General features: G+C 48.3%; 8 protein-coding genes. All 8 read right to left on the reverse strand.

Annotation, left to right across the window (positions count from 1 at the left end):
- Nucleotides 1–471 (reverse strand): nucleoside deaminase (locus HMPREF0670_RS12275; protein WP_083786859.1); only part of this gene is annotated, 471 nt, incomplete at its 3' end.
- 1818 nt (nt 472–2289) lie between these two features.
- The gene (locus HMPREF0670_RS12280) at nt 2290–2718 is read right to left on the reverse strand and encodes a hypothetical protein (RefSeq protein ID WP_044078264.1); all 429 of its coding nucleotides are present in this window, start codon (nt 2716–2718) and stop codon (nt 2290–2292) included.
- A gap of 550 nt (nt 2719–3268) precedes the next feature.
- Complete coding sequence (locus tag HMPREF0670_RS12290; protein ID WP_044078266.1) at nt 3269–5314, reverse strand: TlpA disulfide reductase family protein; 2046 nt, start codon at nt 5312–5314, stop codon at nt 3269–3271.
- 121 nt (nt 5315–5435) lie between these two features.
- Nucleotides 5436–6548, reverse strand: a complete 1113-nt coding sequence (locus tag HMPREF0670_RS12295; protein WP_009231475.1) for a TlpA disulfide reductase family protein — start codon at nt 6546–6548, stop codon at nt 5436–5438.
- 89 nt (nt 6549–6637) lie between these two features.
- Complete coding sequence (locus tag HMPREF0670_RS12300; protein ID WP_009231476.1) at nt 6638–8407, reverse strand: PKD-like family lipoprotein; 1770 nt, start codon at nt 8405–8407, stop codon at nt 6638–6640.
- A 93-nt stretch (nt 8408–8500) separates the two neighbouring features.
- Nucleotides 8501–9775: a DUF4843 domain-containing protein gene (locus HMPREF0670_RS12305; RefSeq protein WP_232213921.1), complete on the reverse strand. Its 1275-nt coding sequence runs from the start codon at nt 9773–9775 to the stop codon at nt 8501–8503.
- Nucleotides 9776–9787: 12 nt separating this feature from the next.
- A complete protein-coding gene (locus HMPREF0670_RS12310) occupies nt 9788–11263 on the reverse strand; it encodes a RagB/SusD family nutrient uptake outer membrane protein (RefSeq protein ID WP_009231478.1) in 1476 nt (491 codons plus the stop codon).
- 8 nt (nt 11264–11271) lie between these two features.
- Complete coding sequence (locus HMPREF0670_RS12315; RefSeq protein ID WP_009231479.1) at nt 11272–14640, reverse strand: SusC/RagA family TonB-linked outer membrane protein; 3369 nt, start codon at nt 14638–14640, stop codon at nt 11272–11274.
- Between the last annotated feature and the right edge of the window lie 68 nt (nt 14641–14708).

Below are 14708 nucleotides of genomic sequence, written 5' to 3' on the forward strand. Positions count from 1 at the left end.
ACGTAATCCGCTAAAAAAGCTTTTCATCAGTTCGCGACACTCCTCTTCCAACACGCCAGCCGTAACCGTGGCCTTAGCATGCAGCACGTTTGGGGCAAAGCGTTCGTAGCCCCGTTTCTCATCTCGCGTGCCATAAACAATGCGCCCCAGCTGTGCCCAACCACATGCGCCGGCGCACATGGGGCAAGGTTCAACCGTTACATAGAGCGTACATTCGGGCAAATACTTTCCGCCAAGCATGTTTGCCGCCGCCGTTATGGCCTGCATTTCGGCATGCGCCGTAACGTCGCAAAGCGTTTCGGTAAGGTTATGGGCACGCGCCACCACCCTACCTTTGCAAGCAATCACAGCCCCAATGGGCACTTCGCCCTGTGCCAAGGCCTGCCTTGCCTCGTCTAAGGCCTTGCGCATCATCTGTTCGTCTACCTGCATTTGTTCGTCTAATTGCTTTTGTTCGTCTTTCTGCGCCATTTTATCGAGTTTTAGTGTTTCGTATTATATAAAGCCGGCTTCGCTTTTAATATGCCTATATATTGAGCGGAGTATATTGTCTTTGTGCTGTAAAACCAAGATAAACTCTCCCCGCTCATGTACGAAGTACTGAACAAAGATACGATATAATCTGGATTTATGCCCCATTTGCCTTTGGCAAAACGTGGTTATGCCTTGAAAAAGGAATGAGTAGTAAGGGAGGAAGTAGTAAGTAGGAAGTAGTAAGTAGGAAGTAGTAAGTAGTAAGTAGTAAGTAGTAAGTAGTAAGTAGTAAGTAGTAAGTAGTAAGTAGTAAGTAGTAAGTAGTAGAGGTGTAAGGAGTAGAGGTGTAAGGAGTAAGGAGTAAAGTAGTAAGTAGTAAGGAGTAGAGTAGTAAGGAATAGAGTAGTAAGGAATAGAGTAGTAAGGAATAGAGTGGTAAGGAGTCAGGGAGCGGAGGAGTAAAGGGGTAATGGATTTTGCCAAATATCAGTCTGCACGATGACACCCGCTCTTGTTTACTCGTTAACTCGTCAACTTCCCAACTTATAAGTACACAACCCAACGCTCTCGTCAACTCGTCAACTTATCAACTCGTTAACTTGAATTCTTGTCACCTACCCAACACCGATAAACACACAACCCAACGCTCTCGTCAACTCGTTAACTTGTCAACTCGTTAACTTGAATTCTAGTCACCTACCCAACCGATAAACACACAACCCAACGCTCTCGTCAACGAGTTAACTTGTCAACCCGTTAACTAAGCCTCTCGCCAACCGGCAGCTTTGTCAGCTTTTCAGTACAGATTTTAACACTAGGAGTGCCCTTTTTGTCCACCAACCTCCCACTCATCCGCAAAAAATCGATTCTCGCGACGGTTAGTTTTGATGCCAAAAGGGGCCAACATGCGAATGCGAGAAAATGAATATTTATTATACGTAACCGCTATTTGCACCATATTTTGGGTCATTTGCAGCAAAATATAGTGCAATTTGCTGCTAATTGCACTGCGTTTTGGTGCTAATTGCACTACGTTTTGCCGCTAAACGCAAGGCGTTTTGGTGCTAAATGCAAGGTAAAATGCTGCTAAATGCAATGCAAAATGGTATTAAACGCGAGACGAAAGGCATAAAAATCCACCGCAAATGTATAAATAAAACCTTTTAGCGCCATGAAAAACATGGCCAAAAAGGGCAAAACAACCATTAAAAAGTGGGGTTTTAGGGGCTAAAAGCGAGTTGTTGGGCGTACAAAATAATGAGTTGGCAACCAAACTAGAAAGGCTAAATGGTGCAAAATGCAGGTTTTGCTCCTGAAAATAGACAACACCAAAGGCACGAAAGGTTATAAATAGTGCATATTTACCTACTTTATAGCCTAAATTTTCGCTAGAACAGAGTGAAAATCGGAACGATATTGTAAAAATAAAAATAGAAAATTAAGCTTTTGGGTTAGCGGGTTGATGAGTTTATAAGCTGATGAATAGATGCGTCGATGAGTTGGTAAGTTTGCGAGGTTGTTAGTTGGTTAGTTGGTAAGTTGCTGAGTTAGTAGGCTGCTAAGTTGTTAACCTTGTGAGTAGGTAAGCTTGCAAGTAGGTGAGTTGATGGGGCACGAGGTTGTTAGTTTCCGAGTTTTGAGTTGATGATCTGGCGGGTTGGTGAGGTTGCGAGTTGATGTATTTGGTAGAGGTTGGGCTTTCGTGAGTTTATAAGCTAGTGAGTTGATTTGTCCTGCACTTCGTATATCAGAAAGGAGTGTTTATCTAATGTCGGCATCACAAAGCCAACAAACTCCGCTCAATTCATAGGAATATTAAAAGTCAAGAGGCTCCAATATAAAAATATTCCCTTCCCTTTTAATTTTAAACTTCGCCTTATGGTAGCTAACTTTAAAAATATTATTTTTAGTAGAAATTATAATTCCCTTTGGTTCTTCGGGATCATACCACCATCCTGCTGTATATGCCCATTTCTTATGGTTTAAGAAGACCATCCTATCTGCCAAATCGGTATATTCTGCTAATTCAAATCCTAAGTCCTGATTTATTTCATCAAGACTACACCCCACAGAATAAAAGCACAAAGTGTCCCATTCAAAATCAAAGCATTTTGAAAAATCAATAACCACATTCTTTTCTGCTTTATGTGCATTCCAATAAGAAATAACAACATCGTCAACTTTATTATGATGACTGCATGAGGCACATAGGATTAAGAGGAATAAATAAAGATACTTTTTCATTTCATTGTTTCCCTAACTATTCGTAAGTTTTCTGATTTTTGCTTAGCTTTTCTATTGTAAATTCTAGCCGTCTTTGGAGTAGCCCCCCCCTGTGGTAGATCCCATAGAATATCTTATACATTGAAGTCTTTATTTCTAATATTTCTATAAACTGAGCGGTACTTATTATCTTTGTGTTTCGAGAAAATACAAGATAAGCACTCCTCTCGTGTACGGAGTATGGTACAAATTTACAATAAAATCTGAAATCCAGCCCCATTTGCTTGTGGCAAAACGCGGCTACGTCTTGAAAGTAACCTATCGGAATTACTTCTGTGCATCCTCTATAAGCTGCAAACCAATCCTTTTGAAGAAGATAAGAAAAGGGTGAAAAGTCAAGATGACTTCATGCCTGTATAGGCCTTGCCATATACAAAAGTAATACAACAATTTGACATGATAGCACATAGGCGCATTCTATAAAAGTGGAAATGCAACATTCCTCCCCTTTATAGAACGCGCCTATACTTTGAATGTAGTACGCATTAGCTGTGCGCACAGGGCTTAACACCTATTTCTTTGAATCTTCTTTCTGATAATACAAGTCGCCCGACAGTATCTGTTTTACTCGCGTAACCAACTCTTCGCCCTGCAAAGTCAACGAGATGGCCTTGCCTTCTGGGTCGATAAGCACATTGGTGGGCGTTTCTCCAACATTGAAAAGGCGAACGGAAGGCGATGCACCACCCTTGAAGTCGCAGGCCTGCAACCAGTCTGCGGCATCTATGCCAAGCGTTTTCATGGCTTTTTTCCAGTCTTTGGGGTTCTTGTCGAGCGAGAAACCAATCATCTCGAACTTGTCTTTCGAGCCACGAGTTTCGTCATACAGCTTTTTAAGCAGGGGCAAATCGCGTTGGCAAGTGGGGCAACCCGATGCCCAGAACGTAAGCAATACAAACTTGCCCAAGCTGTTGCTGAGCTGACGAACGGTGCCGTTGGCCAGCGGAAGGGCAATGTCGGGCACATCGCTACCTTGCATGAGGTTGCGCGAACGCACATTGTTTTCGAGCGAACGAGCGTATGGGTGCGTAAGCACCTGCGGAGCAACAGCAGCCGATAGCTGACGGCCGTATTCTTTATTAAAGATAGGCAGCATGTCGCGTTCTACAAGCAAGGGCATCAGGGGCGATGTGTTGTGGTCGAGCAAGAATTGGAAACGTTCGGCCGTCCATCCAATATCGGCGGCACGGCGAATGCCCTCAGCATCTATCTTACCATCAGCCGTGTTGAGATATGCCTCGCCCTTGGTGCTGCGAAGTTGCGCAAGGTCTTGCGCTATTTGCTGGTCGCGTTGGCGTTCCAGGGCTAGATACTCTTCGTAAAGCGGTTTGTCGGGTATCTCTTTCACCTCGCTAGCCACAGCTTTTGCAGCATCCGCCTTAGCTTTTTGGTTTTCAGCAGGTTTAGCACTGGTAGTCTTCATCTTCCTAACGGCCTCAATAAGCTGTTCGCCGCGTAAGTCGAAGGCCACGATGTTGCCTTCGGGACTGATGAGCACCGTGCGTGGAACGGCCTCAACATTATATAGTTTGGCCGCAGGCGAACCCCATCCCTTCAACGCAGAAATGTGTTGCCAGTTGGCATGCGTTAGGCTGTTGCGCTCTATGCAGTCGGTCCATTCCTTCTTCTTGCTGTCTATCGAATAGCTCAACACCATGAAAGGCACCTTGCCTTGTGTTTCTTGCAAAGCCTGTTTGATAACGGGAAACTCGCGGCGGCAGGGCGCACACCACGATGCCCAGAAGTCAATCAGCACGTATTTTCCCTTCAAGTCTGACAGGGCGAGTGGTTTTCCATCAGGCGTTAAACCGTCTATGTCGGGCGCAGGTTTGCCCACTTCCAAGCTGGCTGCCCGCACCAAGTTGGTTAGTTCGCGATACATGGGATGCTTACGCACGGCGGCGGGCACGGCGTTGAGGTAGGTTTCTTCCAACACCTGGGGTGTAAAGAACCTGAACAGGTCGTATTTAATGATGTAAAGCGTTACGGGCGAGTCGAGGTGACGGGCCACAAAACGCATAGCGGTTGTGCGGTGCGACAAGCTATTTACATAGTATGTGGCACGCTGATAGGGATAAAACGCCTTCTCATCGTTACGCTGTTCGGGGGGCAGACTGGCCAAAACCTTGTCCATACGCTGCTTAGCTATGTCTACGGCACCACTTCCCGATTGCTGGTAAGCAAAGAGAACGTCGTTGCCAGGCGTGCCCTTTACGCTCGCTCCTACTGGAAAACGACCATCGAAAGGCAACACCGTGATTTCTCCCGGTTCGAGAAACAGCTGCACGGTGCCATTGTCAAAGCCCGAAATGCGATAAGGAGCAAGTACGCCAGGAGCTTCACCTTTGAAGGTAAACCGCCCGTTTTCAACGGTGGCAGAGTCTACAACTACGTCTTGCCCTTGAACTTCGTGGGTTAGATACACCTTCTTTATACGTTCGGGCGTGTAGCGCAACGAGTCTACCGTCATCGTTCCTTTTATTACATAGCTGCTGTTTTGCTGTGCAACGGCAGTTCCTGCACAGGACAGCAACAAGCATATAAGTTCTTTTTTCATGTTGTATGGGATGTTGTTATTTCTATTTTAAAAGTTTTGCAATATGTTTCTTTCTATACATTCGAATTGAGCAAGCGGCTGTTTTGACAGCTTACGAGCCTGCAAATGCCAAACACTCTCCCTACTTTGCAGCCTTATTGGAAAACAAGTTGGTGACAAACTTGCGCAAGTCGTCGCCATGTAGCCCCGTTGCAAGGATGTTGTTGTTGGCATCTAGCACAAAGATAGCCGGAATGGCAGTTACGCTGTAGCTTTTGGCCACTTCGTCTTTCCAACCTTTAAGCGAAGAAACCTGCGTCCATGTAAGCTGGTCTTGTTTAACGGCAGCCAACCAACGGTCGCGCTTTTCGTCTAACGAAACATTCACAATTTCAAGTCCTGCGGCATGAAAGTCGGCGTATAGCTGGCGCAATACGGGGTTGTTAAGCCTGCACTGACCGCACCACGATGCCCAAAAGTCTACGATTTTCACCTTCCCGGGCATCTTGCTAAGGGTGAACTTACGGCCATCGGAGGTAGGCAAAGTAAAGTCGGGGGCTTTACTTCCCTTGCTCACTTGCTGCAAACGTTCTATGCGTTGTTTCAAGATAAGTCCGCTACGGCTCTGCTGTGCCTTGCTGCCAAGCTGCGCATAAAGCTGTTGGCAGGCCTCCAAGGGGGCGTCTTTGCTTTCTGCCTCTTGTAGAAGCAAACTGGCAGAAAGGATGTTATCGTTGGCAGAAATAAAGTTAAGGCGTTCGGTTTCCAAGGCTTTTTGCAACTGTGCGATGGTGTCGTTTACCCTACTGGCACTACCATAGCGCAAAGCTTTGCGAAGACTATCGGCCCGTTGTTGCAGCTTGGCCACGCTTTGCATCAGGCTTAGGCACTTCTGTTGGTATGCCCTATCGGTGTCTTGCAAGCCTTTTCCGCGCACAAACCAGCCCTCGTCGTTGCGCAAAAGGGCGCGATAATCTGTGCCAGGCTCGATAAAGAAGGAGAAACCGCCTTGATAACCAGCTACCAACAGGCGGGCTGGCAGCGGTTCGGTAAGTTCGATATTGGGCATGGAGAAACGTCCGTTGGCAAAGGCCACGGTGTGGATGAGATCCCAACGGCTCTCCGAACTGCGTACAACAAGTTGCAGTTGCCCCTCTGAAATGCCTTCTATCTCGCCTTCGATACTGCTTGATTGCTGTGCTAAGAGCGTGGTGGCAAAGAGCGAGAAGAGGAATGTGAAGAAGTATTTATACATGAATGGATGTTTTTTTAGTGTGAAATTGGAAGTTAGTTGACGAGATTGTTAGTCAACTTGTCAACTAACAATTTCATCAACTTAACACCTTATTTGTTACTTGGCAACGCATACGAATACTCGCGAACAAACTGAACATCGAGGATGTTGCCCAGTTTATGCCCCTCGCTATCCTTGTCGTAGAACAAGGGTGTGTAGGTTTCGTCCACGTCTGATGCCGTATTGAGCTTAATTTCGGCAATGGCACCGTTGGCTCCATTATTCAATCCGATGCTCAGATAACGTCCTAAGTCGGTAGAATAAATAAAGGTATCTTCCGAACGGAACTTCATACACGCAATGGTATAGCCCGCAGGAGCACTGTACAACACGGCCTTATCGCCGTTGTTCACGTTATATCGCACCACATCAGCACCATCTGCATAGAAGAGATAATTGGTGCTGAACCACGTATTATAAAGGATAGTGGCAACAGACGAGGGCGTAAAGCCTTCCAGTTTCTGTCCCTTGATGGTGTAAGCAGGTTCGTCGCCACTGCCGCCAGAGCCCTTGTCGCCATCAGTTGCCGTTGAGGTGAGTTGGTAGAGGTAATAGTTGGGGGCGGCTTTATCGCGGAAAATGAAGTAAGGCGTGGCCTTATCGTAGTTCTCGCGATACTGAATAAAGCCGTATATTGCCTTTTTACCAACGGGCGAGAGTCCTTCTTTCAGTCCCGAAAAGTCAACATGTGCGTCCAGAACAGGATTGTTCAGCTGTGCCTGATATGCCTGTTGCTCTGCCCAAATGCCGTAACCATCGTCTTTGCTTACATACAAGAAACGGTTGTTGCGTCCGTCCCACAACACGAAATGGCTTGCCGTGATGGCGGCAGCGGTAACGTTATAATTAGCCACAGAGCCTCCGGTGGCGGGCGTTTTAAATGAAGGAATGGTCCGAGCCGTTAAAAAACGACCGTCCTTACCCAACATATAGTAGAAGTCCGACTGGTTAGAGGGGTCGCCCGTCATGCCAATCTTTTCTGCCAAGAAAGCACCTTGGGCACTCACCGGCACAACAAAATCTTTGTATGCCGTGTATCGTGGTGTCAATCCGAAGGGGTCGTAGGCCTTCACCTCGCCCTTATTTAGGAACACGATAAAGTTCTGTTTCTTCAAGAAATCCCTGCCTTCGGCTACCAATCCATATTGGTACATCAGCTTATAGGCATCGGTAAAGGGGTTTTTCTCTTCTTTAAAGATAAGCTTATAGGCATCGCTGCGCACGTTGGTAACAGCACCAACCGTCTCTACATTGCCCAACTGAACGCTGCCCGCCTTGCCATGAAGGAAGAAAAGGCTGTTTTTATAGATGGGACGAGTGGCTACCGCAAAGTTCTGATAGCGCGAAAGGCCCGTGCTACGGTCGTGTACTTTAAGGTGTACAGTGAAACGAGTGGCCTTGCCCACAGGCAGTTCAACATCTAGATAGCCCTTAGTTGTAAATGTATCCGTTACGGTTTCCTTGCCCTTCTGATAAGAACGAATCCATTGGAAGTCTAGATGGTCGGTATTTTTTAACAGCGTTTGTCCCACCTGCACTTCAATACGCTTGTGCGTTTCGTCCGCAGTAAGCGGCTGGGTAAACTCTATGGTCTGCCCCGTAAGCGTTTCTACCGAGGCAGGTGAAAATATAAGCGTGTCGATGGCGTTCATTCCATCGAAGCTGTACGTATAGTTTCCCTTGTCTTCGTAGCAGGAAGAGAACATGCCGGCAACAAGCAGAGAAAGACAAGCGGCCTTGCTCCCAACGCTTTTCCAAGGCGAGCGGAGAGCCGTTCTCAGATGCTTACTCACCGCTAGTATGATTATATTATTCGTCATTTCCAGTTAATTTATACGTTATTTTATGGATTTGCGTTTGGCGCACCCATCGTTTTGTGCGCCAAACGCACCTTCTTAATGCCCATGCTTGCCTTACGGCACAGTGGGGAACGTAAAGGAGTAAGTGCCTTGTGCGGCCTTTTCGCGGAACAACTTGTTGCAAGCCTTGATGGCCGCTTCGCCTCCAAGCGAGGCATCCCAGTGCACATCGCCCCACTCGTTCATCACGGGGAAGAGCTGATTAAGCACGAAATCCGCGCCCTTATGCGCAAGCCATACGTTTATCATAAAGCGATATTTCGCCGCAGAATAGGGTCCGTAGTACTTTTCAATCATGGCTTTACCTCCTTGTTGGTCTTTCCAAGGCTGCGGTTCAACCAGTTCGTAGGCCACATTAGGCAACATGGGGATGTAGAAACTGCCCTTGTAGCTGTTGCCTGGCCGCCATCCGTCCAGATAAAAGGTGTTGTATCGTTGCATCATCAGGTTCACCGCACGCAGGTTCACCGCCTTCATCGCCGCCTCGTTGCCTCCAAGTTGGGCATATTCGTTGGCCGTAGTGATGTCCATGCTGTTGCAAAGCCCTACGAAAGAACCGCTTTGGTAACTGCCCAGATAGGTGTCTTGTAGCGACGTCCAATACCAAGGCTTGGCGTAAGTGTTGTCGTTAGTGAAGGGGATGTCTACCTCAATAGCTGTTTGTGGAGCCGCTTGCTGCTGACGGCGAAGGCTGTCTACGGCAGCGAGATTCCACTGAACGAACTTAGAATAGTCGTTCTCGGCGTAGAAATTGTTACGCTTCGTCACCTTAACCAGCAACTTTTGCTTGGCTGCCGACCATGTTCCGAAGTACGAACCACCCATGCCGTCCCATTGCGATGGCTTGGTATAGGCCTCCTTCACATGCAAGGTGAAAGATTGAAAGTCCTTTATCCCCTCGCCTATCTGCGAGGCTGGGTCGCTGGCATCGATGTAAACTTCCGCCTTAAAGGTGCTGTCTACCAATGAGGGACGTTGCGCCAACACCATCACCGACTTCTCGTTTTCGCCTGGTTTGAACACCACTTCGGGACAAACCACGGTGGCTTCGGCCACGCCCTGCACGGCTCTGGACTTGAGAACCACCTTTCTGGGTTGGTCGGAATTGCGCCCCATCAACTTAAGCTTTAAGGAAACGCCAATTTCTTTGGGAGCGGTGAGAATGGAGTCGGCAAAGTTTACTGTGGCGTTAAGTGCATCTTTGTTGCCGTAATTGAAGTAAACGCCGTCGCCATCATCGGCATAAAGTGGCACCATTTCTTCCTTGCAAGCGGAAGAGAGCATGCAGCCAAGGGCCACGGCAACGACATATCCAAACTTATTCTTCATCTTCATCGTGGTTTAAGGGTTGGTTTGTGGGGTTTGTTTGCCGGCTTGTGCATCGTGAGATGCGGTCCAGCCATATTCTTTCTCTGCATCGGGAAGTGGGAACACAAAGCGTTCTTTCGACAAAACGATGCTGTTATCGTAGGTCAGCTCCGTTATTCCGTGGCGTTTCAAGAAGTACCAATACTGCCCTTCGGCATAAAATTCCTTGCGGAACTCGCGGTCTAAGGCCTTCATGCGACTAGCCTCGTCGGTGAAGTTAACGTTAAGCGAGCGCGAATAGCCACGCTTGTTACGCACGGCATTGAGAAATCGGGCAGCCTGAGTTAGGTCTGGCGTCATTTCGCAGAGGATGTAATACATCTCTGGCAGGCGTATCAGTGGCACTGCCTCCTTGGGGTTGGTGTTGTACTTACGCGACAAAGCGGTCTTTGCTGCTGCGTGTTCGTAGAACGCTGAACTCTTCGAGCGCATGTCTTCGCGGCGGTCGCCCGACACTTCAAAGTAGCTGTTGAACCGTTCTGAACGGATAAAGTACTGGGTTGTGTACTTTTCTCCGTCGGCCCAATGCGACGAAAAGGTTTCGGTAAGGTGGTAGATGTTAAGCGCAGCGATGCACTCGGAGAAGAGGATTGGGTCGTCTTGGTTGCTCGAAACCAACGTCAGGCCGCAATTGTCCACCACATCTTGTGCGCAAGCCACGGCATTTGCGGCATCGCCGGCATAACAATAGATACGCGCCATAAGGGCGTTAACGGCATGGTAGTTAAAGCGGAACCGGCGTTCGCTGTTGTCCAAGCGCATTTTCTTCTCATGTGCCAGCAGTTCTTTGGCCTCTCCGAGGTCTTTCAAGGCCAATTTCACAATCTCTTTCGCAGGCAAAAGCGGCTGCTTAGAATTATCGGCCACCATGCGATAAGGAATACATGGCACATCTGCTGCGGCCGCATCCTTACCATATTTCCACGGTCCCCAAGCCCTAAGCAGGTCGAAATGGCAATACGCCCTTACGGCAAGAGCTTCGGCGCGGAAAGTGTTTCGGGTCTTCACGTTGCGTATAACCGACTCTCCATTGCGGTCGAGCCACTTAATATAGTTATTGCAATTGGCAATTACATTATAGAGTTTCAACCACGATTGGGCAATCTTCTGCTTGGTTCGGAAACCATCCGAGGTTGCCGTGGCGTAGTTATAGATGGCTGCACGGTCGTTGGCTCCGTCGGGGATGTAGTCGTATTGCTGGGCCAACTGGTCGAGCAGGCCGAACGACATGTTGCCGCCGTAAGCCCCTTGGTCGGTCATCAGCAGGTAGATACCCGTGAGCGAACTTTCAAAACCCGACTCGGTAGAGAACATCTCATCGGCTTTGAGGTCGGTCTTGGGGCTTACATCAAACCATCCCGAACAGGCCGTTACCAGCGAACAAGCCAGAAGGAGGGTGCCCATGCGGCACACCTTATATAATATGGAGGGGAAAATTAAATGCTTCATAGGGCTATTTACTTAAAGATGATGGAGCAAGTTAATGTATAAGAACGTGAGAAGGGATAGCCAAGACCGCGCTCCATCTTCACCGTTGACAGGCGCAAGAGGTCGTTGGTGGTGAAGTTGAGCGACAGCACGTCGATGTTTAGTCGGCTCAAAAGCTTATAGTCGGTTTGCTTAAAGCGGTAGCCAACGTTCACGCTTGCCAACCTCAGTTCGTTATCTTTCATGATAAATCGGTCGGAAGCAGGCGTTTGCGAACCATTAAGGTCTATGCGCTTGTACTTTGTTACATCGCCGGGTTTGCGCCAACGGTCTTGCGCGGCACGGCGGTCTAGATTATAAGCGATGTTGCTATTCTCTATCTTGTCTACCAAAGTCTGGTTGTAAACAATGCCGCCCCATTTGTAGATGAAACCAAGCGTACACGAGAGGTCGCGCCAATTAACCGACGAACTGATGGTGCCGTTCATCTTCGGTGTGGTGTCGCCAACGGGAACCTTGTCTGCGGAGTTCCACTTAAAGGTCTTTTCCCCATTACGCGTAAGGAACACTTCGTTACCGGTCATTGGGTCGATACCCAACGAACGCACCGCGTAATAAGTGGTGGTAGACTTGCCTTCTTGGTAAACTGGCAGCGGAGCCGACTTGGATTTAAGTTGCTCTTCGTTCATTTTACGAAGGTAGTCGGATATCTTACGTATCTTGTTTCGGTTGTGGTTCATACCCAAAGCCACCGTCCAATAAAATTGCTTACGGATATTCTGCAAAGCGATAACGTTGAGCGTAGCATCGAAACCGCGGTTTTGAAGTTCGCCAGCGTTGATGTATTGCGACTCGAAACCTGTTGAGGGGGCAAGGTCGTAGTTGGTTAACAACTGCCTACTGATGTTGTTGTAATAGTTGAACGAGAGGTTGGCACGGTTCTTCCACACGCCCACATCAAGCCCAAAGCTCATGTTATCTGTCTTAGTCCACTTGATGTTGGGGTTGTTCAGGCGCGACAACACAGCTCCCAACGTGGAGAACGAGGCATAAGGGCGCATCGTTTGGCTGAACGTGTAATACTCGATGGCATCGGCAGGACTAGAATTTTGCGCACCCGTTACACCATAGGTGGCTCTAAACACGAGGTTAGACACGCGACCAGCCAACCACTTTTCGCGATAAGCGTTCCACCTTAAACCAACGCTCCAAAAAGGAGTGAGGTTGTGGTCGGCATATCTTGATGTTATTTCGCTGCTCACGTTAACATCCACCGAGTAACGGTTGTCGTAGCTATAAGAAAGTTGCGTGATAAGTCCCATCGACCTTGCGATAGACTCTGAGCCGCTGGGATGGGTTCTCATCTTGTTTCCGAAGATGAAATCGTCCATGTGCGAATCGGGATAACCCACGGCCGAAAGGTTTACATAGTTGCTGCGGTCTTCGCTAAGTGTCCAGTTGCCAAACACGCTGAGCAGGTGCTTTTTAAAGGCCATGTTCCAGTTCAAGCCCAGGTTACTCGACCACGAGGTCATCTCGCCCGTGTTCTTGGTGTAGCTACCACGCAAGGTCTTGTCCAATTCGGTAATGAAAACCGTGTGCGTAGCAGGCAAGAAATTCTCCGTTCGCGCCATTCCGCGCATGTAAGAAACGTTCTCGGTGAGCCTCAAATTCTTCAACAAGCGATACTCCAAGTTAAGGCTAGCCGTGATGTTGGTGTTGCTTGTCAGGTCTTTTATGCCCACATTGGCATTATAAAGGGGGTTGGCAATGGGCACACTACCCGAACCCGTGTGGTTGTCTAGCTGTTGCAAATACTCTCCAAAGTCGTTTGTCGGACGATAATAGGGGTTTACTCGCGTATATTCGGAGAACGAGCCGTAGGGCGAATTGTGTCCGTCTGTTTCCGAGAGGTTAAGACTTGCACCTACCGAAACGTTTTCTTTGCGATAGGTCATGCTGAAATTAAGGCTCTTATTGTTTTGTTCCGAACCCTTCATCACGCCAGGGTTAAACGCGGCGTTAAGGTCTAGGCTATAACGGAAAACCTCTGTACCGCCGGCTGCCGATATCGAATGGCGGTGCGTAATGGCTGTACGCAGCGGCTTGCTCAGCCAATAAGTGTCTACACCAGCCAGCACGTTGCGCAACAATTGGTTGTAGCGGTTCATGCTCTTGTCGTTAGAGGGTTCGTAAACGCCAGCATCCCATTCCATCTGCAACTTCTCGCGCGCGTTCATTAGCTTATAGTCGGTAAGGTCGGGTGCCTGTATGGTCAGACCTCCATTGTAGCTAACCGACAGCACACCGTCGGGCGCAACCTTGGTCTCGATAACCACTACGCCGTTAGATGCGCGCGAACCATAGATGGCTGTTGCGGCTGCATCTTTTAATATAGTGACGTTTTCGATACGTTCGGGGTCGAGTTGCAATATGCGACTCATCGACACGATGAACCCGTCAAGCACAAAGAGCGGTGTGTTTGGGCGGCTCGAAACGTTGTCGAGCAACAAGTCCATGCTGTTAAGCGATGCCGTTGTGCCCAGGTTTTGGTCGCCGCGGATAAGGAATTCGGGCTGTGCATTGGGGTCCGAACCACGCGTGTTGCTTTCCAACACTTTGAAACTGGGGTCGTAAAACTGCAAGCTTTTAAGGATGTTGTTGGGATTTAGCTTGCGCAACTCTTCGCCTTTCACCGACACATAGTTGCCTGTAAAGCTAGATTTGCTTCTCTTGCTAAGACCCGTAACCACCACTTCTTCCACCATGTGGCCATCGGCTTTCAGCGCAATCTTCATGTTTGGGTTTGGTTTGGTAATCTGCAACGAAACGCTTTCGTAGCCCATATACGACACTTTGATGGAGCTCTTGCGCGGAACTTGCAGCGAAAATTTGCCGTTCACATCGGTGATGCTACCCTTTACGCCGCCCGTCTTAGTGCCATCGGTAAGCATAACGGTGGCACCAACCAGCGTTTCGTTGGTCTTGGCATCCGTAACCACACCCTCGATGCGTAGCATTTCTTTGTCTTCTACATCCCTGTTGTAAGACGAAATGATGATATGGCGGCCTGTTTCGTAGCGCACCAACACGTTTTGGTCGCCAATTAAGCGTCCCAAAACCTTGTCTAACGGTACGTCTTTTACGTTTAATGTAGTTGGACGGGCAATGCCCACAAGTGCCACTTCTTGAAATTCGATGGTGGCATTGGCTTGTTTCGCCACTTTTTCGAGCACCGTTCCCAATGGTTCGTTGCTCACGCGCAGCGTCACAGGCGTATTCTTCCAGTCGTCGAGTGCCCCACTTTGGGCTTTCGCACTGGTAACACACAGCAACATGGCACATAGCATACATAGCCACCCAAGTGCTGTTTGGTGGTTGTTTTCAGTTGTTCTCATCGATAAGCAGGATTAGTTTATGATGCGTTTCGAAATTGGTTGGCGTGTAGATTGTTGTTTTGATGGGG

The sequence above is a fragment of the Prevotella sp. oral taxon 317 str. F0108 genome (assembly GCF_000162415.1).
Classification (GTDB): domain Bacteria; phylum Bacteroidota; class Bacteroidia; order Bacteroidales; family Bacteroidaceae; genus Prevotella; species Prevotella conceptionensis.